This window comes from Aeromonas sp., assembly GCF_050252055.1.
GTDB classification, from domain to species: Bacteria; Pseudomonadota; Gammaproteobacteria; order Enterobacterales; family Aeromonadaceae; genus Aeromonas; species Aeromonas caviae.
On record NZ_JBFWLQ010000008.1, the window covers coordinates 138,914 to 159,942 of the forward strand.

Genomic DNA, 21,029 nt, shown 5'->3' on the forward strand with positions numbered 1-21,029 from the left:
CATTTGAAATGCTTTGATATCAGAGCTCTACTTAATGCCCAGGCCATCTAATACTATCTGCCGCCCCTCAGGTGTCAGTGCACCTATCAACCCTAGTACCAACTGGTTCGTAGTCCTGGCTGAAGGACTCAGCGTGTGGGCGAACGACAAGGTGGCCACCCAGCTGTGGCCACACTCGGCATCAGTGCACTGGCAATAGAGATCGGAGACCTCATCGCTCAGCCGATTGGTCTTGGTAATACGGCCTCGCTGGCCACACTCTTTGCAAAAAACCCGCATCACCCCTCCTGATAAATCGAGATCTCAATCACCAGGTTGTATCTTACACCAATAAGACTGTGTTTTTATACAGCAGCTCCTATCGCTTCTCGAAACTTGACCCACAGCGCCCGGGGCAGGCCTGCGCTGTTGATGGCGTCTTGCACCAGCTCACACAACGGCAGCACCTCGTTCCTGGAATAAGTGGCGTCGTATTTCTCGGGATCCCCGAGCCCGCCCCCGTTGATTGGAATGATACCGGCCAGCGCCGCCGGAAAGCGGTGCGCCGTCAGCACATCCTGGGAAGTGATCCCCTTGATGGCCGCGAACTCGTCCTTGGTCGCAATGTCCCCCACAGGGATCAGCTTGATGCCATCGGGCTTGCCATCGGGAATGTTCACGAACATCGAGCGGAAGTTCCCCACCCCCTTGGAGTTCGCGATCATCTCCTTCATCTCCTCCTCGGTGTCATCGTCCATGTTCGGGTCGGTCGCGTAGAAGATGAACCCCATGTGGGCACCGTTGAGGAAGTATTTACGCCGAAACAGGGTGGCATCCTGGTTGAGCAGGGCCGACTGCAGGCCGCCCAGGTAATCGGGCATGCCATAGACCTGCTGCTCGGGATCGTACTGGGCCAGCCAGATCACATCCTCCGGGCGGTAGATCAGGTTTGGCTTGCCATGCTGCAAATAAACAAAGCAGCCATCCTCGCGCCGACGCAGGTAGACGCTCGAGAGCGGGTGCAGCCCCACCACTTGGCCGAAACTGTTGCGCAGCTTGAGCAACCCCCCATCACCAAATTGCAGGTAGTTGTGCACAAACGCCGTAATGGTGGCGCGCTGGTTAGTGAAGCGACCCGCCACCATGTTGCGGCGTGCCATCAGGATGGCCCCATGGTGGGCGTTGGCCCTGGCTACCTTGGCCAGCCCCTTGCGGTCGATAGGCGGCTGGTAGTATTCCCCATAGGGGTTGTAAAAAACCCCGGTGTAATCGGTCATCCAGGCCGTGGGGTCGATGGCCTCCGGCATGCTGAAGGCCACGGCGCTACGGTTGGGTGAGGTGGCCGCCTGGGCCGGTTGTTGTTTCTGTCGCTTGGTCATGCTGCCTTCTTCTCCTGGCTGGTTGCCCAGGTGGATTTGCGTTTGCGGTGGGTATCAAGGGGCTCGTTCGCAACGGCATGGGCGATGGCAAAAAACACGTCGGCGTGACCGGTCACATTGTCCCGGGCGGCGCGGAACGTCATCTGGCCACCGCCGGTGGTGCTGCGCTTGATGGCGAGGAACGCAAGCGGAATATCCCGATCCGAGCTGTCCCACTCGATGCGATTCGCCTCCACCACATCGATCATCTTGAGGACCAACCGCGACTTGCTCTCGATGCTGTAATTGATGGGGTGGCATACCCCTTTGAACACCGGCTTCAAGAGGTCAAACACCCCGGCGCCGATGCCGGAGACGTCGACCCCGAGATACGTGACCCGGAATTTCTTGGCGATGCGGGTGATCTCCTGTGCCTGGAACTGGAAGTTGAGCCCGCGCCAGTAGTGCTTTTCCAGCACCCGGAAGCGCTCACCGGCGACCGTGGGCGGGGCAACCACCACCAGGGTGGCGTTGTCGCGAGTACGGCTCGGGTCATATCCCAGCCACACCTCGCGCCGGCCAAACGGATCGGGGCGACCGGGCTTATAGTCCTCCCACCGGGTCGGGTCCACCCCTGCCCGCTCCATGTCCTGGAACTTGAACACCGACAGGGCATCGTCGATAAACCGGCACATGTAGAGGCGGTCGAACACCTCCTCCGGGTACTCGTCCTTGAGCTCCTCGATGTCGATGAGGTGGCAACCGAGGCGAATGGCATCCTCGATGGTGATGACGTAGCGCCACTGCCTGTCCGGGCAGACGCGGCCACCGTCGCGCAACTCCTCTTCGCCCGGGAAGTCGATGGCCACCCGGCTCGGGCGCTGCCCCTTCCAGCGATCCCCGGTCCAGAAGCGGTACGCCTCGTGCACCTTGCTCGACGGGGTCGAGAAGTAGGTCTTGCGCCAGTGGCTCTGGGTCGCCATGGCACTGGCCACGTCCGAGAGCTTCTCGAAGTTGGGGATCCAGAAGTATTCGTCGATGTAGACGTTGCCGGAGCGGGATTGGGCGCTGTTGGAGTTGGTTGAGCAAAAGTGCAGCTCGGCCCCGTTCGACAGCACGATGGGGTTACCGGTCAGGGTGACCCCCAGGAAGGTCTGGGCAATCTTGCAGATGTAGGAGCGAAACACCTCCGCCTGGGCCCGGGTCGCGGACAGGAAGATCTGGTTGCCGCCCGTCAGAATGGCATCTTCCAGCGCCTCGCCGGCGAAGTAGTAGGTCATGCCGATCTGGCGTGACTTCAAGATGTTGCGGGTACGCGGCAGCGCCGGGTCGTTCTTGGCCTCCCGCACCCGCAACTGATAGCCGAACAGGGTGCCCAGCCACTCGGCAAAGTCATCGGCCGTCAGGTGCCCGATCTCGTTCTTGGCCTTCTTGCCGCCCTTGCGACTGCCGCCTGCCTGGCGGCTTTGCTCACGCTTGCCACGGCTGGGCCCGGGTTCACTCCCCTCCGCCCGCTGGGCCTTGAGGGCCTGCTCGCGCTCGGCCCACTTGAGCGCCTTCTCTTTGAGGCTGACATGGTGGCCGATGAGCCGGTCCAGCTCCTCCTGCTCGCCCGGGGTTTTCTTCTCCCGGTGTAGCAACACCTGCACCCGGCGATTGATGGCATCCTCGACCGCTTCCTCGGTCAGCAGGTCGCGCCAGCCGAGCTTTTCGGCCCAGTAGTAGATGATGCGACAGGAGTTAAGCCCCAGTTCGTCCTTGATCTCCTGGGGTGTCCATCGTTTAAGGTAGAGTCCCTTCGCCGCATTGCGGATCTCTTCGGGGTACGCCACGGCGCCTCCATCCGGTGAATGATGGCGCCATCATAGCCAGCCCCCTCCCCCCACTTATCCCACTGATGTTCTGAGCAATTCGGATTTCCTGCTGGATCCGAATCCCGCCGAACACCATAGCGTGAAACCCCCTTGCCGACCCGATAGCCTGAGCCCGCATCACTTGGGAGCAGGCATGAACGAATCAACCTTGAGAACTGGCTGGGTCTGTATCGCCACCGAAGGCAAAGCGGTGGACGGGCGGGACATTACCCGCGACTGGCTCACCGACATGGCCGAGACCTACGACCCGACCTATTACACCGCCGTCATCTGGCCCGATCATGATCGTTGGTCCAGCTATGGCACCGTACAGGCGCTCAAGACCGAAGAGGTGGATGGCAAATTCAAGCTGTTCGCCATCCTCTGCCCGAATCGGGATCTCATCTACTGGAACCAGAGCGGCCAGTATCAGTTCTGCTCCATCGAGCCCTTCGAGAACTTCGCCGATCTGGGCCGCACCTACCTGCTGGGCCTCGGCGTCACCGACCAGCCTGCCAGCACAGGCACCACCCATCTCAAGTTCAGCAACAGCAACAAGGGTCAGGTCATCGGCACCAGCGAGCCGCTGGATCTCTCCATGTTCAAGCTGCCCAAGCACGAGAAGGCCGATGGCCTGATCGCCAAGTTTTTCAGCTTCCTGGCCAGCCACGGCGAGCAAGCCCCCCAACCTACCCCCAGCCAACCCGAGGATGAGGAAATGACCAAAGAACAGTTCGATCAGATGCTGGGGGCCCTCAATGGCCTTGGCACCAAGATCGATGGCTTCAGCGCCAAGCTGGAAGCCAAGCCGGACGCCAAGCCTGATCCGGCTCCTGAAGTGAACACCGATGGCGGCAAGACCGACATCACGGCCGAACAGTTCAGCAAGCTGGAGCAGACCCTGGTCAGCCTGACCGACAAGTTCGGCGAGCTGAACGGCAAGATCGACCAGTTCTCCGTCGAGAAACCGGGCCAGCGCCCGGGCGCCCTCGGCGGTGACGATACCCCCGCAGTCTATTAAGGAGCGACCGTGAGCCAGACCCTTACCGTCCAGGCCATGCAGCGCCTGGAGCAATACAGCAATGCCCTGGCCAAGGCCTATGGCATCCCCGTCAACGCCCTGGCCAAACAGTTCAGCGTCACCGGCCCGGTGGAAACCGGCCTGCGCGCCGCCCTGCTCGCTTCCGTCGAGTTCCTCGGCCTCATCACCTGTCTGGATGTGGATCAGATCAAGGGTCAGGTGGTGCAGGTTGGCATCGGTAAGCTGTTCACCGGCCGCAAGAAGAACGGCCGCTTCAACGGCAAGATCGGCGTCGATGGCAACACCTACGAGCTGACCGAGACTGACTCCTGCGCTTCGCTGGACTGGGCGACCCTGTGCGTCTGGGCCAACGCCGGCAGCGAGGGCGAGTTCCTGCGCCTGGTGGGTGATTTCATCAACAAGGCATTTGCCCTGGATATGCTGCGGGTCGGCTGGAACGGCGTGGAAGCGGCCGCCGATACCGATCCCGCCGAGCACCCGCTGGGGGAAGACGTCAACAAGGGCTGGCACCAGATCGCCCGCGAATGGAACGGCGGCAGCCAGATCATCAAGGCCAAGGCCGGCGAGAAGATCTACTTCGACCCGGACGGCAAGGGGGATTACAAGACCCTGGACGAGATGGCCTCCGACCTTATCAACACCACCATCGATCCCCTGTTCCGCCAGGACCCACGTCTGGTGGTGCTGGTCGGTACCGACCTCATCGCTGCCGCCCAGGCCAAGCTCTACAGCGAGGCCACCAAGCCGAGCGAGCAGATCGCCGCCCAGAAGCTGTCCGAGTCCATCGCAGGGCGCCGCGCCTACATCCCGCCCTTCTTCCCGGGCAGGCGGATGGTGGTCACCACCCTGGACAACCTGCACATCTACACCCAGCGCGGCACCCGCAAGCGCAAGGCGGACGATAACCAGGATCGCAAGTGCTTCGATAACCAGTACTGGCGTATGGAAGGCTATGCCCTCGGCGAGCACCTGGCCTATGGCGGCTTTGAGGAAGCCGACATCGAGATCGGCGCCGCGCCGGCTGCCCCCGAGGCCTAAGCCATGAGCTCACCCGGTCAACGTCACAAGCAGCGCGTGCACGCCGTGCAGGGGGCCCAACAGACCGCCAGCTCAGGCGTCGCCACCGGCGCGGTGGCCGACAGCCTGCACCTGCAGCTGATTGCCCTGGAGCAGGACATGGTCCGGCTGCGCAAGCTGGCCCGCATCGGGGATCGGGTGAACATGAAACGCGATGAGCTGATGCCCAAATACCGCCCCTATGTGGAGCGCTATCTGGCCGCCGTCAGCGAGTCCGGCCAGCCCTATCAGAACGAGCTGTTCCAGCGCCTCATCATCTGGGCCTTCGACGTCGGCGACTTCGACGCCGGAATCGCCTGGGCGGATCTTGCCATTGTCCAGGGCCAACGTACCCCGGCCAACATCAAGCGCGACTGGGCCCACTTCGTGGCCGACACCGTGCTGGAGTGGGCCGAGAAGCAGGCGGCCGAGGGGCATGCCGTCGAGCCCTGGTTCTCCCGGGTGTTCGACAAGGTACGCAATGACTGGCGCCTCAACGAGCGGCTGACCGCCAAGTGGTTCAAGGCGGCGGGTTGCCTGCTGCTGCGCGTCCACGACGGCCAGCCCCGCCCAAGCGCCGTGGGGGACAGCGCCACCCTGGAGCAGGCCGACCACTGGCTGGCCCAGGCCGAGAAGCTGCACGGCAAGGTGGGCGTCGGCACCTTGCGCCAGAAGATTGCCATGCGCCTGCGGGCGCTCAATCCCGAATAACGAACCGACTCTCCGCGCCGTCGCACCCCGGCGCGAATGCCATGAGCAGCCTCTGGTTAACTCTGCGGCAATTGCGTGGCTTCAGGGGTGCACCCATTCAACCAGCGAGGCAAGCCATGTTTGCAGGCAAGGACATCGACTACAGCGCCGCCACTATCCGCAATGACGGGTTCTGGCCGGATGTGGCCGTCGCCGACTTCGAGCGCCGTCGCGCCCTGCCTGCCGATCTGGACCAGCAGACAACCGGCGCCGCCTTGCTGGCCGCAGTCTCTGAAATAAACCTGCAGCTCGCCAGCCACCAGGCCGCCCTGCAGGCCAAGGGTTATGCCAGTGCCGCCGCCGTACCGGGTCCGAGCCTTGACGATGGCGCTGACTCCGGCAGAAACGCCCTGACCGAGCAGTACCTGGCCGCCGTCTTTGCCCGCGCCAAGGCCGCCTTGTTGCCGGAGTTCGCCAGCGTCACCGAGCGGGCCACCGCCAACAACCAGGTGGAGCGCTCCCCGGACCAGCGCGCCCAGTTGCTGGCCGAGAGCCAGCAACTGGTGCGCAGCATCAAGGGCAAGCACCGGGCGGGAGTGTCGCTGATATGAACGCGGCCATGAACGAGCAGCAGGCCCAGGGCTACTTCCTGCAGGCGCTCCACACCGAGTTGTTGCGGGTGCTGCCAGCCAAGTGCCACAAGCGCCTGGATAGCTGGATGGAGAACGGCACCATCAAGCTCGAACCCAGGAACATGGGGCCCACCGGGGTGGACGTGGCCTGGCTCACCTATCAGGCGGTGTTCACCATCGAGCAGTTGCCGTTTCGGGAGCTGGATCCGGCCATTCTGTTGGCGGCCGTCGCCGCCTGGGTGCAGGAGCACGACGAGGTGCGCGGGCAGCTTGACCTGCCCGATCCCGAATACGCCGTCACTCCGAACGACGAGCAGACGGCCGACCTCGAGATCCAGCTCCCCTTCGCCGAGCCGCTCCGTCTTATCGAGCACCCGCAAGGGCCCATCAACTGGCTCGGCAAGCGCTGGAACGTGGCTCCCTATGACATCTGGGTGGCCGAGCAGATTGACCTGAACGTGGGTGATTCCGGCGCTCACCAGGTAGGCGGCCTCTAATGATCACCATCACCCTGGACACCCGTCGCGGCAAAGACCAGCTCAACCTGCTGGCCCTGCCGCCCAAGCAGCGCAAGCGCCTGGTATGGCGCGCCGCCAACGAGATGAAGAAGCTGGCCGCCCGTCACGTGCGCCAGCAGCAAGACCCCAACGGCAATGCCTGGGCCCCTCGCAAGCGGGGCAAACGCAAGATGTTGCGCGGCCTGCCCAAGCTGCTGGTGATCCACGAGCCGCGCCAGGACATGGCCGAGGTCGGGTTCAAGAAAGGCACCATGAGCGCCCACGCCGGGGTCATCGCCAACACCCATCAGAAGGGGCACACCTACAAGGTGACTGCCGCCAGCCGGCGACGCATCGCCCCCAGTGAAGGCGGCAAGCACAAGCAGGCCACCAAGGCGCAGGCCCGCAAGTTGCGGGAGCTCGGGTTCAAGCGCCCCGGTCAGCGCAAGCGCTCATACCGCTCGGCCTCACTCGGCTGGATCACCGGCCACCTCAACTACGCCCAGGCGGGGTTGCTCATCAAGAAGCTCAAGGACGAACCGGCGGCCGAGAGCTGGGAAATCCATCTGCCGGCGCGCCCGTTCCTGGGCGCCAATGCCAGACAGCGGCAACAGGCCTTCGCCCGCGCCCTGCAGAGCATCGATTACGGCTGGGACGTCAACAAGCAAGACATGAAGGGGAAATAACGGCATGTGGCCTTATGTACAGATCAACAACTTGAACCAGATGCAGGGGCCCGTGACGGAAGTCGAGCGCCACCTGCTGTTCATCGGCAGCGCCGCCAGCAACACCGGCAAGCTGCTCTCCCTCAACGCCCAATCCGACTTCGATCAGTTGCTCGGCGCTGCGGACAGCGAGCTCAAGGCCAACCTGCTGGCCGCACGCGATAACGCCGGCCAGAACTGGTCGGCGGCGGCCTATGTGCTGCCCACTGACAAACCCTGGCTGGACGCGGCCCGCGACGCCCAGCAGACCCAGTCGTTTGAGGGGGTCGTGGTGCTGGGGCAAGAGTGGGACCAGGCGGCCATCAACGCCGCTCACGCCCTCAATCAGGAGCTGATCGCCAAATGGGGGCGCTGGCAGTTCATGCTGCTGGCCGTGCCGGCCATCGCCGACGAACAGGACTGGCCCACCTACGAGGCCGAGCTGGCCACCCTGCAGGACGGCCTCGCGGCGAGTTCGGTTTCCCTGGTACCGCAGCTTTGGCCGACCCTGGCGGGCGCCTACGCGGGCCGCCTGTGCAACCGGGCGGTGAGCATCGCCGACAGCCCCTGCCGGGTGAAGACCGGCGCCCTGGTAGGTCTTGGCAACAAGCCGGTGGACAAGGACGGGATCCCGCTGCCGCTGGCCACCCTGCAGACCCTTGAAGCCAACCGCTATTCGGTGCCGATGTGGTACCCGGACTATGACGGGATCTACTGGGCCGATGGCCGCACCCTGGACGCCGAGGGCGGCGACTACCAGGTGATCGAGAACCTGCGGGTGGCCTACAAGGTGGCGCGCCGGATGCGCCTGCGCGCCATCGCCCGCATCGGGGATCGCTCGTTCAACTCCACCCCGGGCAGCACTGCCGCCGCCATCACCTACTTCGGCAAGGATCTGCGGGAGATGGCCAAGGCCACCACCATCAACGGCCAGCCGTTCCCAGGCGACATCGCCTCCCCCCAGGATGGCGACATCCGCATCCAGTGGACCGCCAAGAACCTGGTCTCGGTGTTTGTGGTGGTGCGTACCGTGGACTGCCCCAAGGGGATCACCGTCAACATCATGCTCGACTTGAGCCTCAACAATGGGGAGGGCTAACCCATGACCCGTCGTATCTCCGGTGCCAGCTTTGACACCACCCTCCTGGGGGCCATGGTCCACGTCGAAAAGGCCAGTCTCTCCATCACCGACAACAGCGCCGTGGCGCAAACCCGGGGGATCCCGGATGGCTTCGTCGATGGCGATGTCGCCGCCGAGCTGGAGTTCGAGCTCGATACCAAGAACTTCTCGCAATTGGCCGACGCCGCCAAACGGGCGGGGAGCTGGCGCGGGATGGAGCCGGACGATGTGCTGTTCTACGCCGACACCGGCACCGAGACCATGAAGGTGGAGGCCTTCGGGGTGAAGCTGCTGGTCTCCGACCTGCTCGACATCGATCCCAAGGGGGGCAGCAAGAGCGTGCACAAGGTGAAAGGCTTTGTGACCTCCCCCGACTTCGTTCACCTCAACGGCGTGCCTTACCTCTCCAAGGAAGACACCCGCCACCTGCTGGGTTAAGGGGGACGCTTGGACGACATCGACCGCGCCAACCACCACGCCGCCCGCATGCTGGCGGTCCAACTCGCCAACCAGGTGGGCAAGGGGCACTACCAGGGGGAGAGCCTGCACCAGTGCGAAGAGTGCGACGACGACATCCCCGAGGGGCGCCGCCGCCATGTGCCGGGAGTGCGCCTGTGCGTCCCCTGCCAGACCCGCCTTGAACGGTTGGCCCGCTAACCAGAGCAACGGACATGAACCACATGCCTCATAAAGACCCGACCCTCGCCACCGCCCTGCTGGCCTGGCTGATGGACAACTGGCCCGCCGTCTATGGGGCCCTGCTGGCGCTAGCCATCGCCTTCCTGCGCATCACCTACGCGGGTGGGCGGGGTCGCCGCCGGCTGATCGAATCCCTGCTGTGCGGCCTCATTACCCTGGCGGCCGCCACCGGGACCCACCTGCTCGGGATCCCCCAGGAGGCCACCCCCTTCCTGGGCGGCGTGGTGGGGCTGCTTGGGATCGACATCATCCGGGACCGGGCGGCCCTGATGTTTCGCAAGAAGGAGGACAACAATGCCGCGCAGTGACTGCCATCCCCAGATGGCCGCCTTTCTCGACCTGCTCGCCTATGCCGAGGGCACCAAGGGGCTGGGCGACGATGGTTACAACAAGCTGGTCAACCCGGCCGGGTTCTTCCAGGACTACCGCGAACACCCCGATGTGTTAGTGCGGGTCAATCCGACCCTGCACAGCACCGCCGCCGGGCGCTATCAGTTCCTGTCCCGCCATTGGCGCCACTACCAGGCGGCGCTCGGCCTGCCGGACTTTGGCCCCGTCTCCCAGGACACCTGGGCCATCCAGCTTATTCGTGAGCGCAAGGCACTGGACGACGTGATCAAGGGACACATCCCACAGGCGATCACCAAGTGCGCCAACATCTGGGCCAGCCTGCCCGGCGCCGGCTACGGCCAGCGCGAGCACAAGCTGGCGGATCTGCTGGCCAAGTTCACCGAGTTTGGCGGGGTGCTGGCATGAGCACGTTCATCCGGTTGTTGCCGCCCCTGATCGGGCTGGTGATTGGCACCTTGCTGTTTGCCCAGGGGGAACGACTCACCCAGCGCACCCGGGAGCTCGCCACCGCCAACGAGACCATTGCCACCCTGCGAGAGGCCAACGACCAGATGGCCAGTGTGCTCAAGACGCTGCGACAAGAAGACAGCACCCTGCGCCAACTGCTCGACCACCAGAACGCGGCGTTGGCCGAACTCGACAACCAGAACAGGAAGACCGCCGATGACCTGCAACAAGCCTTGGCCACGCCGCCGGCGGGCCGCCCGGATTGCGCTCGCGAGCCTTTGCCTGCTGGCGCTCTGCGCCTGCTCCAGCCAGCCGTTGAGCGTGGTGCAAACCCGGGTGGTCAAGCGGCTGCCGCCGCCGGGACTGGTGCCCCACTGCCCGGAGCCTGATTTCACGGGGAGCACCTACGGCGATGCCGTGCGCTTTATCCCCACCCTGCAGACGGCGCTGCGCCGCTGCCAAACCCAGATCACCACCCTGAACAACTGGATAACCCAAGAGGAGACAACCCCATGAGCAAGACCCTGACCCTGACGGTGGCCGGTACCGACATCAGCTTTGAACCGACCATGACCGCCTACAACGGCTTCATCAACGACATGATGCCGAGCGACAAGGTGGCGCCGGCCCACAACTACCTCAAGAAGATCGTCTGCCAGGAGAGCAAGGCCGCGCTGGACGAGTTGCTCAAGCGCCCGGGCGCCGCCCTGCAGTTGGCGGGGGCCATTAACGAGCAGTTCGCCCCCACCCTGGAGATCACCGTAAAAAACTGACCGCGCGCGCCGAGGCCATCGAGCGCAATCCCCTGGAGCAGGTGCTGGCGCTGCGGCGCTACTACCTGCCCCAGGAAGAGGACGACCTCGACAGCCTGGCTCGCGCCATCTGGTTAGACAAACAGCACCGAGAGTCCAACGCCGCCGCCGTGGCAGAGGGCATTGCCAAAGCACTGAACGGGTAACGACTGATGGCCTGGATGGAAAAATTGATGATGCAGGTGGCCCTGGTTGACCAGGTCACCAAGCCCCTTGCCGGCATCAATGCCCAGATGGACAAGGTCAGCAAGGCGGGCCGCCAGGGCTGGAGCAACATGGCCATGGGTGCCACTACCCTGGCCGCCGGCGGGCTGGCGGTGCAGGCGGCCCTCGGCCCCGCCATCGAGATGGACCGGGCCCTCTCCGAGGTGGCCTCCCTCGATGTACAAAAGGACGTGCTCGGCGCGCTCGGCCGGGAAGCCCTTAAGCTGTCTGTGCAGTATGGCAACTCGGCCACCGAGATTGTCCGCTCCTCCTACGACATACAGTCCGCCATCGCCGGGCTGGAGGGCAACGAGTTGCCCGCCTTTACCCGCGCCTCGACCGTCCTGGCCAAGGCCACCAAGGCCGACACCGCCACCATCACCAACTACATGGGCACCATGTACGGCATCTTCGAACAGCAGGCCAAGAGAATGGGCAAGGCCAACTGGGTGGAAGATGTGGCCGGTAAGACGGCGCTCGCGGTACAGCTGTTCAAGACCACCGGCCAGGGCATGGCCGATGCCTTCGGGGCCATCGGTGCCAACGCCACGGCGGCCGGGGTGTCGATGGATGAGCAGTTCGCCGTGCTGGGTCAACTGCAAGCCACCATGGGCGGCGGAGAGGCCGGGACCAAGTTCAAGGCCTTCCTGGCCGGGGTGGGCAGTGCCCAGAAGGCGCTCGGCATGAAGTTCACCGATTCGGCGGGCAACATGCTGCCGGTGCTGACCATCCTCGACAAACTCAAGGCGCGCTATGGCGAGACCCTGAGCGTGGCCGAGGGGGACGAGCTCAAGAAGGCGTTTGGCTCGGATGAGGCGGTCGCCATGGTCAAACTCTTGATGACCAACACCAAGGCCCTTTCCAACAACATCAACGCCCTGGCCAACACCCACGGTATGGGCAAGGCCGAGCAGATGGCCGCCTCAATGACCGACCAGTGGGAACGGGTGACGCAAGGATGGTTCGCCATCCGGGCCGCCGCCTTTAGTGTGGTGCTGCCGGCCATCAACAAGGTGGTGGGGGTCTTTGCCGACGGCGCCGACACCGTGCTGCGCTGGACCCACCTCTTCCCGAACCTCACCCGGGCGGTGAGCTATGCCTTGCTCGCCATCGTGGGCCTCGGCATGGTGACCGGTGCCTGGCTGCTGGTCGCTGGCGTGGCCAAGCTGGCCACCCTGGGGCTCGGCATCGCCTGGTCGCTTCTGATCGCCCCGCTCAACCTGCTCAAGGCCGGGCTGGTTGCCTTTCGCGCCATCCTGCTGGCCGTCAACATCATGATGGCCGCGAACCCGGCCGTGCTGCTGGCCTATGTGGTCGGCGGGTTGCTCGTCGGCGCCATTGGGCTGGCGATCTACTACTGGGACGACCTCAAGAAGACCCTGGCGGATTGGGGCGTGTTTGAGGCAGTCCAGGCGATGATCGACGGAGCCGCCGCTGGCTGGGCCAGCTTCATGCAGCTACTCGGCAACCTGAGCCCCTTCCAGTTGCTGGGGCGGGCGGTGGACTGGCTGATCGAGAAGCTCAACCTGATCCCGGGGGTCAATATCGAGCTCGGCAGCATACCGGATCTGCAGATGCCCGCGCTCACCCCGCAGACCCTCCCGGTCATGCCGGGGACGGTCACCGCCCCCATGGCGGCAGAGCAGCAACAGGCCTCGATCACCGCTCCCCTCGCCCGCTACCGCCAACCGGAGCAGAGCAAGGTGCCGGCCGGCGGACTGGGCCAGCAGTTGATCCAGGCCAACGCGGCGGCGAGCGCTGCCAACCAGAAGCCCGCCAAGTCCCTGCATATCGGCGAGGTGCACATCACCAACCAGACCCCCATGACCCCGGAGCAACTGGCCGAAAACGCCTGGCTGGAGACCAAGTGATGAGCGACCCCAAGTACATCGACATCCTGGTGGTGAACGGCGCCTGGCAGCTTGATGCCGGCGGCCAGCCCCGCACCACCCAGGACCGGCACAGCATCGGTCAGGACATCAAGCACCGCATCATGGAATCCGGGCTCGCCCGCAAGCTCATCGGCGAGCGCAGCCCGACCCTGCGCAGCGACGTGATGACCGAGATTGAGCTGCTGGTTGAAGACGACGAGCGACTGGTGCCCGGCACCATCTTCATCAGCGAAGAGGCTCCCGACCGGGTGCTGGTCACCGCCCGCACTTATGAATTCGGCGAACTGGAGGTAACCCTGTGAACCTGCGCCCGACCGTAGACTTTATGGCCCTGCTGGCAGAGGCTGGCGTGCCGACCACCGAGGCGGCCATGGAGGCCGAGCTCAAAAAGGAGGTGGTGGCCGCTGGCTCCCTTATCACCAACGACTCAGATGTGAGCCCGTTCTGGCGGCTGGTGCGCGGCGTGGTCATCACCCCGGCCCTCTGGCTTATCCGCACCCTGCTGGCGGGCCATGTGCTGCCCAACACCTTCGCGGCGACCGCCACCGATGCCTATCTCGACCTCAAGGCCTGGGATGTGGATCTCACCCGCAAGGCGGCCCAGAAGACCCGGGGCCTGGTCAATTTCGTCAAGGCCAACCCGAGCGACGCCGTCACCATCCCGGCCGATATCTGGGTTACCACCGAGCGCATCAACGGCACCATCTACCGCCTCAAACCTCTGCAGGCGGTGGTGAGCCCGGCCGGGGAAGCGGTGGCCCGGGTGGTGTGCGAGGCCGAGCTCGCCGGCGCGGCCTGGAATCTGGCCCCGGGCTATTACAACCTGCTGAGCGAACCGGTGACCGGCATTCTCTCGGCCCGCAACGATGACAAGGAGTGGATCACCACCCAGGGCAGCGACGTCGAGAGCAACGATGCGCTCGGCCTGCGCATCCAGAACCAGTTCTCGGCGGTGGGGCGCTACCACATCGACGCGATTTACCGCTCCATGCTGGCTAGCGTCGCGGGGATCCGCGCCGATCACATCTTCTTCGAGCATGACGCCCCGCGGGGGCCCGGTACCGCCAACGCTTACATCCTGCTGGAGGTGGGGGCCACCCCGGCCAGCCTCATCACCCAGCTCAACGACTACGTGGGCCGCCAGGGCAACCATGGCCATGGGGATGATCTGTTCGTGATGAGCATCCCCGAGACCCAGCACAGCCTCACCCTGGCGCTCTGGCCCCAGGCCAACCTCAGCGACGAGCAGCGGGCTGCGCTCAAAGCGGGCGCCGAGAACCTGGTCAGGGCGGCGTTTCGCCAGTCGGCTGACTTCCCGGCCGTCACCCGCACCTGGCCACGCTCGCGTTTCTCGCTCTCCCAGCTTGCCCGCGAGCTGCACAGCCAGTTCCCGCAGCTCCTGAGCCTGCGCTTTGGCGAGAGTGACCTCGTTGCGGGGCTGGCCATCCCACGATTGAAGACGCTGACGGTGACCCTGCATGACTGACCTGACGCCCCTTGAGCACGAGCGGCAGGCGCCTGTGCTACCGGATGCCAGCGCCCCCTGGTGGGAAGATGGCTACACCATCAGCCCGGCCCATGCCGAGCCAGGGTTCCTGGCCAAGGGCATCAACGCCTTCTGGCAACGGCTCAAGGGCTGGCTGCTGCTGCCGCTGGCCCAGCAAGACCCGCTGACCTGCTCGGAGTCCCTGCTGGCCCTGCTCGCCTGGGAGCGAGACATCACCCGTTTCAACGGCGAGCCGCTGCCGCTCTTTCGCAAGCGGGTCAAGTTCGCCTTTGTGAACGCCAGGGACGCTGGCGAAGTGGCGGGCTTTAAACGCATCTTCGAGCGCCTTGGCATCGGCTGGTGCGAGATCCACGAACGCCAGGCCGGCACGCCCTGGGACGTCATCACCATCGAAGTGACCGATAGCGCCATCGCGAGCAACCAGCAACTGATGGAAACCCTCATCCAACACTATGGCCGCACCTGCCGCCGCTACCGCTTCCAGGTGGTTTACCCGGTCACCGCCACCCTGCGCCCCGGTCGCATCGACATGGGTCAGCAGGTGTTCGGCGCGACACTCAAGAGGACCCCATGAGCCAGATCATTACCAACGCTTTCGCCAGCTACCTGCAGGCGAGCCTCGCCAACCAGACGCCGGTGGTGCTCGATGAGTTCGTGCTGGCCAACATCCCGGGCCTGGACCCGAACCAGCCGATAAGCCCGGATCTCGGCTTGCCGCCGGCGGGCCAGATCGTGCATCGCCGCGCAGTCGATCAGCGCGGTCGCATCAACAACGACGCGGTGGCCTACACCATCGTGATGGACACCACGGTCGGCGATTTCAGCTTCAATGCCCTGTACCTCATCAACAAGGCCAGCGGCATGGTGGGGATGATTGTGTACAAGGGGCTGGAGACCAAACTCAAGACCAATGAGGCCACCGGCCAGACCGGCAACAGCCTGGTCAAGTCCATGTTGATGGAGTACGACCGAGCCTCTGAAGCCACCGCCACCCACGTGGACGCCAGCACCTGGCAGATTGACTATGCCGCCCGCCTGCGCGGGATGGACGACGACCTGCGCCTGCAGGCGCTGCAGTTCTTCGGGCCGGCCACCTTCTACGGTGACGGCTTCAAGCTGGTGAACGAGGCCGGCGTCTACAAGGTGCAGCCCGGGGTGGCCTATGTGGGCGGCCTGCGCGCCCAGCTCGACGAGATCAGGAAGGTCCCCCCCGGCGCCAAGCCGGTGGGGCTCTGGCTCGACATCTACCGGGCGGGCTCGCTGCTCAATGCCTGGGTGAATCACTTCACCCTCACCCTGAGCGTGCCGGCCCTTGCCAACTATGTGGACGGCAACGGCTATCAGCACCACGTGGCCCAGGTCGCCACCATCAACAGCGATGGCAGTGTCACCGACCTGCGCCGCAAGCGCACCATCGAGCTCTCCGGGGATGTGACTGGCAAGGGGATCCTGGAAGATGCCCAGGGCGTCAATATCGCGGTGGAGGTCAAAGACAACAGCCACGGCCACCAGATGGAGAACGTGGAGGGGTTATCTCAGGCGCTCGCCAGCAAGCTCGATACCAGCGGCTACAAAGCGCGCCGCGATATGTTGAGCAACAACGGGACCGCCTTTGATGTCACCTACAACAAGGACATGAACACCTGCAAAGCGGGTGACTTCGGGCTATACGCGAAGACCGGCAGCAAGAACGCGCCCCCGACATCAGGCAACTATTTCTACTGCGAGACCAAGCGCATCTATGCGACCGAGCCCCTGATCCAGATTGCCTGGCCATACGACGGTGATGGGGTCCTGGCCATGCGTAACTACAGCGCGAACACCTCCACCTGGAGCTCGTGGCGCGAGGTCTTCGACACTGGCCACAAGCCGACCATCCAGGAAGTCGAAGGCCTGCAGCAAGCCCTGAACGGCCTCTCGCCCACGTCTCACTCGCACCCGGGCTCCTGGCTCAACCCCATCAATCTGGGTACCGAAGACCTCGACACCCTGAAAGAGCCCAAGGTGTATGCCCAGCATGCCAACGCCAACGCCTCCGCTGCCCGCCACTACCCGGAGAACAGCGCGGGGGCGCTCATCGTCAGCTCTGGCGCCGGCCCCCAGCAGACCTACCTGGTCTACAACTCCAGCCGGGTCTGGCGCCGGGCGCAGTACAGCACCGGTGCCTGGACAGCCTGGACCCGGGATTACAACACCGGCAACAAGCCCACGCCGGCCGAGCTCGGCGCAGCTGCAGCGAGCCACTCGCACCCCTGGTCCCAACTGACCGGGATCCCGGCTTATGCCGCGCGCTGGCCCAGCTGGGGGGAAGTCACCGGCAAACCTGGCACCATGCCGCCAGCCGCGCATACCCACACCTCCGCTCAGGGCAACGCCGATATCGTTGCGAGCAGCTACGGACAAGTGGGCACCTATGTGCTGGCCTCCAACGTCTCCGGCGCCACCAAGGGCATCGGCGCCACTGTGTCGGGGTCTAGCCTGGTACCCGCCTCGGCAGGGGAACGGCACCAGGACGGCGCCAAATTGGCTGGCACCTGGAAATGCCTCGGCTATTCCTTCGGCTCGGGTGGCCCCTTCGATACCCGCATCACACTCTGGATAAGGATCGCCTGATGGAGATTATCACCGCCAAAAACGTCATCGCCTACACCGGCCAACCGGACGCACTGGACATGGAGGTGGCCTTTGCTCACCTACCCGGACAGTTCGTCACCTTTACCGCCCGCAAGGACGACTCGGCCGAGCATGGGCGCGAGCTCTATGTGCGCGCCATGTTCGGCGAGTTCGGCGAGATCCGCACGCTGACCCAGCCCGAATACCTCCCGAGCGAAGCCGAGCAGCAGCGCAAACTCGATGCCCTGCAGGCCGAGGCCACCCTGCACATCGCCCCCCTGCAGGACGCCAAAGAGCTGAAGGTGGCCACCCCACAAGAGCTCGACAAGCTGGAAGCCCTGCAACGTTATCGCATCGCCCTGATGCGCCTGCCGCAAAGCGAGGGCTGGCCAACTTCGGTCACTTGGCCGGAGATGCCCCAATGAGCTGGGCCCAGGGGGCACTGCGCTGGCCCGCGAGCGCTGACACCCTGCACACCCGCTCCCGGGAGGTACTGGGGCAGCTCCCGGCGAGCCAGGCGAGCGCCATGGGCCGACTGCAGGGACTGGCCGCGCGGGCCCAGTATCGGCGCCACCCGCTTAGCGAGGCGGCCGGGGGCTTGGCCGGTCTTCGGGCCGAGCTCGACCGGTTGCTGGTGACTGGCCACTGCCTCACCGTCACCCCCTATCAGCACGGTGTGGGACAACTGCAGGGCGCCCTGCACCATCTGTCCGCCCCCAACGCGGTGGCGGCCCTGGCCGCCAAGCTGCAGGATGGCGCCGACCCACGGCAGCCCAGCGGGCAGCAGCATGCCCTCGCCTGGCTGGCGACCGGCAACAGCGCCGAAGACCTGGCCCGGCAGTTGGCGCTCCTCTGCGCCCTGCTGCCGTTACCGGAGTGGTGCGCCACCCTGCGCCGCCTCACCGCCAGTAACGACGCCATGCACCAACCCACCGCCGCCAGGGTACCGCGCTGGCGCGCCGGGGAGCCCCTTTGCTGGGCACCGCTGCGCCCTGCCAGGGCGGCACTTGGCGCTGAGCTGGCCCAACTGGAGAGCCTCGCCCGGGATAGCCAGAGCCCCATTGACAAGCTGCAGGGGCTCGCCGTGCGCCGTAGCGCCCGCCTCGATGCGCTGGCCACCGCCCTGGCCGAACTTGGCAAGCTGTCCGGCACGCTCTGGCACTGGCAAGGCCAGGGGGATCCGGCGAGCCTCGCCACCCAACTCGGGCAGAGTACGCCCCCCGACCACAGCATGAGCTTGACGGTCGGTGCCCTGCTGCTCTCCCCTTCCCCGCTCACCTTCTGGCAGGAGTTGACCCCATGAGCCAAGCCATGCTGACCCTGGATGGCGAACCCATCATCATGAAGTCGATGCGGGTCTCCGCATCGATGCAGTTTCAGGACAAGGACCAGAGCGGCCAGACCAGCTCGACCAGCAGCGCCGAGCAGGGCGCCAAGGGCAAGGAGCTCGACGTTTCGGGTCTTATTCCGTTCAAAGAGGAGCGCATGCTGAGCCGGCTGTTTGAGCTGGCCGATGCCAAGGGCAACGGCGGCAAGCGCCACATCTACCGGGTCGGGTCGCTCCTGGCCAAATCGGTGAAGGTTCGCCAGGCGAGGTTCGCCGGGCGTATCACCGCAAGCGAACAAGAGGGGCTGCTGGCCTGGCAGGTGCAATTCACCTTGAAGGAGTTCAACTCGGTACCGGAGAAGCGCGAGCAGCGTTTGCCCAAGCAAGCCCCGACCGTGGGTCAGGGCACTGCCAACACCAGCGCCGCCAAGCCCGGCAGCAAAGGAATGGGGGACGAGTCGCAAGGCCTCAGCAGTTTCGAGCGCTATGTGCTCCAACCGATGGATGACATGCTGGCATGAAACTGACCACCTCACTGACACTCGCTGGCAAACCGGTGCACCTCGTTGACCATGATCTGGTGCTGGATCTCAACGCCGGCGGCCGCGCCGCCCTCACCATTGAGGGCACCGCCCGCAAGGGGCAGACCTTCACCCTGGACTCCGGTTATAACGGCGACCTGCGCCGCTGGTTCACAGGCTACGTGTACGACGTACAGCCCGCCGCCAACGGTGCCAGCAAGCTGTTGTGCCGGGAGCTCGCCGGTGCCCTGGGCTCCCGCCTGCCCGTCAGCCAGCAGCATGCCACCCTGCGCGGCCTGCTGGCCTGGCTGACCGACCGCTGCGGGCTCACCTTCCTGCTGCCCCAGGGGGCAGACTACACCGACCGGCCTATCCCCAACTTCACTAGCGCCGGCACCGGCTATCAGTTGCTCGATAACGCCGGGCGCGCCTTCGAGGTGCCGGATTTTGTCTGGTACCAGCAACCGGATGGCGCCATCTACGTGGGCAGCCACGCCCATAGCCGCTGGCATGACAAGGTGGTGACGCTCGATCCCGCCTGGTCAGGGCGACAGGCGGGCGACACCCTTACACTCTCGCCAGTGCCAGCTATCCGGCCAGGGGCCATCATCAACGGCAAGCGGGTGATGCGGGTACGCCTCAAGGGTGATGAGATGACCCTGACCACGGCGACACCTGGCAAACTGGTGAAGTCGCCGGAGCGGCGCAAGATGGAGGGCGAGTTCCCGGAGCTGGCGGACAAGATGCACCTGCCCAAGTTCGGGCGAGTCGAGGCAGTGAGCGATCAGGCCACTGCCGGCCAGCTCAATGACCCCTTTCGCCCCCGCTACGCGGTGGATGTGCAGCTGCTGGGCGAGGATGGTCAGCCCGACAAGGCGACCCCGCTGTATCGGGCGGTGCCGTTGCCGGTGCTGTTCGGCGGGCAGGAGCAGGGCCTGCTGCAATTCCCCATCGAGGGGACCCTGGTTGAGCTGGGGTTCGCCTTCGGTCGGGCCGACCGGCCCTTTATCCGCACCGTGCTTGGCAGCGGCTGGGCCTTGCCCGACATCACCCCGGGCGAGCAACTGCAACAGCAACGGGCCGAGGTGTTCAGCCGGACCGATACCGTGGGGAATATCTTCCGCCACACCGACCGCCGCCTGCACGACCAGGCCCTGCAGATGCACCACCAAAGCGATAACTACCTGGGGGACCATGGCCAGCATCGGCTGCAGGTGGCGCAACACAGCGTCGAGGAGGTGGGCGGGTTCAAGCTCATCGAGGCGCTGGGGGCCATCGAGCTGCTGGCCGGTGACGATCTCACCCTGGGGAGCCTCGGTAACCTGAGCCAGACCACGGCCGGGGATCTGGTCGAGGTGGTAGGACAACTGCGCCGGGCGGTCGCCGGCGAACTGCAGCACCTGGAAGCACCCCGCTCCTGGGTGGGGACAGATAGCGTGAACATCTTCCGGCTGCTGCTGCAGCTGATGAACGTGGTGGAGCAACTGGCTGCCGCCACGGCTGGCCATACCCACGGCAGCGGACCAGCACCAGGGAACAGCGCGGCAATGACGAAACACGGCCAACAAGCCGGGCAACTGGCCAACACCCTCGCCCCCATCATCGAGTAACCCGCCAAGTGAAGAAGGCCCCACAGTGTGGGGCCTTCTTCTTATCTGCCTGACAGCGCCTGAGCATGGCCAGGGAAGTGTGCCGCATGAAGAGGCGCCATCGGGCAGCGCTGCA

Annotated in this window: 27 protein-coding genes; 24 read left to right on the forward strand and 3 right to left on the reverse strand. The window is 64.9% G+C overall.

What is annotated here, in order from left to right; all coding sequences use genetic code 11:
- Positions 1 to 27 precede the first annotated feature (27 nt).
- The 3 genes from AB7E19_RS15380 to AB7E19_RS15390 all read right to left on the reverse strand — a co-directional run bounded on the left by AB7E19_RS15380 (position 28) and on the right by AB7E19_RS15390 (position 3,169).
- Positions 28 to 279, reverse strand: coding sequence for an ogr/Delta-like zinc finger family protein (locus tag AB7E19_RS15380; protein ID WP_139737128.1), 252 nt, complete (start codon positions 277 to 279; stop codon positions 28 to 30).
- Positions 280 to 344: 65 nt separating this feature from the next.
- Positions 345 to 1,358, reverse strand: coding sequence for a phage portal protein (locus tag AB7E19_RS15385; RefSeq protein WP_427935811.1), 1,014 nt, complete (start codon positions 1,356 to 1,358; stop codon positions 345 to 347).
- Positions 1,355 to 3,169, reverse strand: a complete 1,815-nt coding sequence (locus AB7E19_RS15390) for a terminase ATPase subunit family protein (protein ID WP_427935813.1) — start codon at positions 3,167 to 3,169, stop codon at positions 1,355 to 1,357. Before AB7E19_RS15390 ends, AB7E19_RS15385 begins: the two co-directional genes overlap by 4 nt.
- Before the next feature lie 175 nt (positions 3,170 to 3,344).
- Here AB7E19_RS15390 and AB7E19_RS15395 point away from each other — a divergent pair, with 175 nt between their 5' ends.
- From AB7E19_RS15395 to AB7E19_RS15510, 24 genes are all read left to right on the forward strand, one after another.
- Positions 3,345 to 4,211 (forward strand): GPO family capsid scaffolding protein, encoded by an 867-nt coding sequence (locus AB7E19_RS15395; protein ID WP_427935815.1) that lies wholly within the window; start codon positions 3,345 to 3,347, stop codon positions 4,209 to 4,211.
- Positions 4,212 to 4,220: 9 nt separating this feature from the next.
- Positions 4,221 to 5,270, forward strand: a complete 1,050-nt coding sequence (locus tag AB7E19_RS15400; protein ID WP_427935817.1) for a phage major capsid protein, P2 family — start codon at positions 4,221 to 4,223, stop codon at positions 5,268 to 5,270.
- A gap of 3 nt (positions 5,271 to 5,273) precedes the next feature.
- Positions 5,274 to 5,999, forward strand: a complete 726-nt coding sequence (locus AB7E19_RS15405) for a terminase endonuclease subunit (protein WP_427935819.1) — start codon at positions 5,274 to 5,276, stop codon at positions 5,997 to 5,999.
- Between the two features lie 116 nt (positions 6,000 to 6,115).
- Positions 6,116 to 6,589: a head completion/stabilization protein gene (locus AB7E19_RS15410; RefSeq protein WP_139737781.1), complete on the forward strand. Its 474-nt coding sequence runs from the start codon at positions 6,116 to 6,118 to the stop codon at positions 6,587 to 6,589.
- Positions 6,586 to 7,107, forward strand: coding sequence for a phage tail protein (locus AB7E19_RS15415; RefSeq protein ID WP_427935821.1), 522 nt, complete (start codon positions 6,586 to 6,588; stop codon positions 7,105 to 7,107). Before AB7E19_RS15410 ends, AB7E19_RS15415 begins: the two co-directional genes overlap by 4 nt.
- A complete protein-coding gene (locus AB7E19_RS15420; protein WP_427935823.1) occupies positions 7,107 to 7,793 on the forward strand; it encodes a phage virion morphogenesis protein in 687 nt (228 codons plus the stop codon). Before AB7E19_RS15415 ends, AB7E19_RS15420 begins: the two co-directional genes overlap by 1 nt.
- 4 nt (positions 7,794 to 7,797) lie before the next feature.
- Positions 7,798 to 8,910: a DUF2586 domain-containing protein gene (locus tag AB7E19_RS15425; protein WP_427935825.1), complete on the forward strand. Its 1,113-nt coding sequence runs from the start codon at positions 7,798 to 7,800 to the stop codon at positions 8,908 to 8,910.
- A 3-nt stretch (positions 8,911 to 8,913) separates the two neighbouring features.
- Positions 8,914 to 9,369 carry a phage protein gene (locus AB7E19_RS15430; RefSeq protein WP_041214425.1) on the forward strand — a complete coding sequence of 152 codons (456 nt, stop codon included), beginning with the start codon at positions 8,914 to 8,916 and terminating at the stop codon, positions 9,367 to 9,369.
- A 9-nt stretch (positions 9,370 to 9,378) separates the two neighbouring features.
- Positions 9,379 to 9,588, forward strand: coding sequence for a TraR/DksA family transcriptional regulator (locus AB7E19_RS15435; RefSeq protein ID WP_048207751.1), 210 nt, complete (start codon positions 9,379 to 9,381; stop codon positions 9,586 to 9,588).
- Between the two features lie 23 nt (positions 9,589 to 9,611).
- The gene (locus AB7E19_RS15440) at positions 9,612 to 9,938 is read left to right on the forward strand and encodes a phage holin, lambda family (protein ID WP_167825649.1); all 327 of its coding nucleotides are present in this window, start codon (positions 9,612 to 9,614) and stop codon (positions 9,936 to 9,938) included.
- On the forward strand, positions 9,925 to 10,386 hold the full coding sequence (locus AB7E19_RS15445; RefSeq protein WP_427935828.1) for a glycoside hydrolase family 24 protein: 462 nt from the start codon (positions 9,925 to 9,927) through the stop codon (positions 10,384 to 10,386). The genes AB7E19_RS15440 and AB7E19_RS15445 overlap by 14 nt, the downstream gene beginning before the upstream one ends.
- Positions 10,383 to 10,817, forward strand: a complete 435-nt coding sequence (locus tag AB7E19_RS15450) for a hypothetical protein (RefSeq protein WP_427935830.1) — start codon at positions 10,383 to 10,385, stop codon at positions 10,815 to 10,817. Before AB7E19_RS15445 ends, AB7E19_RS15450 begins: the two co-directional genes overlap by 4 nt.
- Positions 10,744 to 10,944 (forward strand): Rz1-like lysis system protein LysC, encoded by a 201-nt coding sequence (gene lysC / locus AB7E19_RS15455; RefSeq protein ID WP_235671700.1) that lies wholly within the window; start codon positions 10,744 to 10,746, stop codon positions 10,942 to 10,944. Before AB7E19_RS15450 ends, lysC begins: the two co-directional genes overlap by 74 nt.
- The gene (locus AB7E19_RS15460; RefSeq protein WP_041214418.1) at positions 10,941 to 11,201 is read left to right on the forward strand and encodes a putative phage tail assembly chaperone; all 261 of its coding nucleotides are present in this window, start codon (positions 10,941 to 10,943) and stop codon (positions 11,199 to 11,201) included. Before lysC ends, AB7E19_RS15460 begins: the two co-directional genes overlap by 4 nt.
- Positions 11,202 to 11,242: 41 nt before the next feature.
- A complete protein-coding gene (locus tag AB7E19_RS15465) occupies positions 11,243 to 11,386 on the forward strand; it encodes a DUF6890 family protein (protein ID WP_218291355.1) in 144 nt (47 codons plus the stop codon).
- A gap of 6 nt (positions 11,387 to 11,392) precedes the next feature.
- Entirely contained in the window at positions 11,393 to 13,315 is a 1,923-nt protein-coding gene (locus AB7E19_RS15470) for a phage tail tape measure protein (protein WP_427935834.1), read from the forward strand.
- A complete protein-coding gene (locus AB7E19_RS15475) occupies positions 13,315 to 13,638 on the forward strand; it encodes a DUF2590 family protein (protein WP_041214416.1) in 324 nt (107 codons plus the stop codon). Before AB7E19_RS15470 ends, AB7E19_RS15475 begins: the two co-directional genes overlap by 1 nt.
- Positions 13,635 to 14,822, forward strand: coding sequence for a baseplate J/gp47 family protein (locus tag AB7E19_RS15480; protein ID WP_427935836.1), 1,188 nt, complete (start codon positions 13,635 to 13,637; stop codon positions 14,820 to 14,822). The genes AB7E19_RS15475 and AB7E19_RS15480 overlap by 4 nt, the downstream gene beginning before the upstream one ends.
- Positions 14,815 to 15,417, forward strand: coding sequence for a phage tail protein (locus AB7E19_RS15485; RefSeq protein ID WP_427935838.1), 603 nt, complete (start codon positions 14,815 to 14,817; stop codon positions 15,415 to 15,417). Before AB7E19_RS15480 ends, AB7E19_RS15485 begins: the two co-directional genes overlap by 8 nt.
- Positions 15,414 to 17,456, forward strand: coding sequence for a phage tail protein (locus AB7E19_RS15490; protein WP_427935840.1), 2,043 nt, complete (start codon positions 15,414 to 15,416; stop codon positions 17,454 to 17,456). Before AB7E19_RS15485 ends, AB7E19_RS15490 begins: the two co-directional genes overlap by 4 nt.
- Positions 17,456 to 17,881, forward strand: coding sequence for a tail fiber assembly protein (locus AB7E19_RS15495; protein ID WP_427935842.1), 426 nt, complete (start codon positions 17,456 to 17,458; stop codon positions 17,879 to 17,881). Before AB7E19_RS15490 ends, AB7E19_RS15495 begins: the two co-directional genes overlap by 1 nt.
- A complete protein-coding gene (locus AB7E19_RS15500) occupies positions 17,878 to 18,759 on the forward strand; it encodes a hypothetical protein (RefSeq protein WP_427935844.1) in 882 nt (293 codons plus the stop codon). The genes AB7E19_RS15495 and AB7E19_RS15500 overlap by 4 nt, the downstream gene beginning before the upstream one ends.
- A complete protein-coding gene (locus AB7E19_RS15505) occupies positions 18,756 to 19,304 on the forward strand; it encodes a hypothetical protein (protein WP_427935846.1) in 549 nt (182 codons plus the stop codon). Before AB7E19_RS15500 ends, AB7E19_RS15505 begins: the two co-directional genes overlap by 4 nt.
- Positions 19,301 to 20,914, forward strand: coding sequence for a hypothetical protein (locus tag AB7E19_RS15510; RefSeq protein WP_427935848.1), 1,614 nt, complete (start codon positions 19,301 to 19,303; stop codon positions 20,912 to 20,914). Before AB7E19_RS15505 ends, AB7E19_RS15510 begins: the two co-directional genes overlap by 4 nt.
- The last annotated feature ends 115 nt before the right edge of the window (positions 20,915 to 21,029 follow it).

What these genes read in the sequence shown, in the direction of transcription:
- AB7E19_RS15380 (WP_139737128.1), bottom strand. Translation starts at nt 279, where the DNA reads ATGCGGGTTTTTTGCAAAGAGTGTGGCCAGCGAGGCCGTATTACCAAG.
- AB7E19_RS15385 (WP_427935811.1), bottom strand. Translation starts at nt 1,358, where the DNA reads ATGACCAAGCGACAGAAACAACAACCGGCCCAGGCGGCCACCTCACCC.
- AB7E19_RS15395 (WP_427935815.1), top strand. Translation starts at nt 3,345, where the DNA reads ATGAACGAATCAACCTTGAGAACTGGCTGGGTCTGTATCGCCACCGAA.
- AB7E19_RS15405 (WP_427935819.1), top strand. Translation starts at nt 5,274, where the DNA reads ATGAGCTCACCCGGTCAACGTCACAAGCAGCGCGTGCACGCCGTGCAG.
- AB7E19_RS15410 (WP_139737781.1), top strand. Translation starts at nt 6,116, where the DNA reads ATGTTTGCAGGCAAGGACATCGACTACAGCGCCGCCACTATCCGCAAT.
- AB7E19_RS15415 (WP_427935821.1), top strand. Translation starts at nt 6,586, where the DNA reads ATGAACGCGGCCATGAACGAGCAGCAGGCCCAGGGCTACTTCCTGCAG.
- AB7E19_RS15420 (WP_427935823.1), top strand. Translation starts at nt 7,107, where the DNA reads ATGATCACCATCACCCTGGACACCCGTCGCGGCAAAGACCAGCTCAAC.
- AB7E19_RS15425 (WP_427935825.1), top strand. Translation starts at nt 7,798, where the DNA reads ATGTGGCCTTATGTACAGATCAACAACTTGAACCAGATGCAGGGGCCC.
- AB7E19_RS15430 (WP_041214425.1), top strand. Translation starts at nt 8,914, where the DNA reads ATGACCCGTCGTATCTCCGGTGCCAGCTTTGACACCACCCTCCTGGGG.
- AB7E19_RS15440 (WP_167825649.1), top strand. Translation starts at nt 9,612, where the DNA reads ATGCCTCATAAAGACCCGACCCTCGCCACCGCCCTGCTGGCCTGGCTG.
- AB7E19_RS15445 (WP_427935828.1), top strand. Translation starts at nt 9,925, where the DNA reads ATGCCGCGCAGTGACTGCCATCCCCAGATGGCCGCCTTTCTCGACCTG.
- AB7E19_RS15450 (WP_427935830.1), top strand. Translation starts at nt 10,383, where the DNA reads ATGAGCACGTTCATCCGGTTGTTGCCGCCCCTGATCGGGCTGGTGATT.
- AB7E19_RS15460 (WP_041214418.1), top strand. Translation starts at nt 10,941, where the DNA reads ATGAGCAAGACCCTGACCCTGACGGTGGCCGGTACCGACATCAGCTTT.
- AB7E19_RS15470 (WP_427935834.1), top strand. Translation starts at nt 11,393, where the DNA reads ATGGCCTGGATGGAAAAATTGATGATGCAGGTGGCCCTGGTTGACCAG.
- AB7E19_RS15475 (WP_041214416.1), top strand. Translation starts at nt 13,315, where the DNA reads ATGAGCGACCCCAAGTACATCGACATCCTGGTGGTGAACGGCGCCTGG.
- AB7E19_RS15485 (WP_427935838.1), top strand. Translation starts at nt 14,815, where the DNA reads ATGACTGACCTGACGCCCCTTGAGCACGAGCGGCAGGCGCCTGTGCTA.
- AB7E19_RS15490 (WP_427935840.1), top strand. Translation starts at nt 15,414, where the DNA reads ATGAGCCAGATCATTACCAACGCTTTCGCCAGCTACCTGCAGGCGAGC.
- AB7E19_RS15495 (WP_427935842.1), top strand. Translation starts at nt 17,456, where the DNA reads ATGGAGATTATCACCGCCAAAAACGTCATCGCCTACACCGGCCAACCG.
- AB7E19_RS15500 (WP_427935844.1), top strand. Translation starts at nt 17,878, where the DNA reads ATGAGCTGGGCCCAGGGGGCACTGCGCTGGCCCGCGAGCGCTGACACC.
- AB7E19_RS15505 (WP_427935846.1), top strand. Translation starts at nt 18,756, where the DNA reads ATGAGCCAAGCCATGCTGACCCTGGATGGCGAACCCATCATCATGAAG.
- AB7E19_RS15510 (WP_427935848.1), top strand. Translation starts at nt 19,301, where the DNA reads ATGAAACTGACCACCTCACTGACACTCGCTGGCAAACCGGTGCACCTC.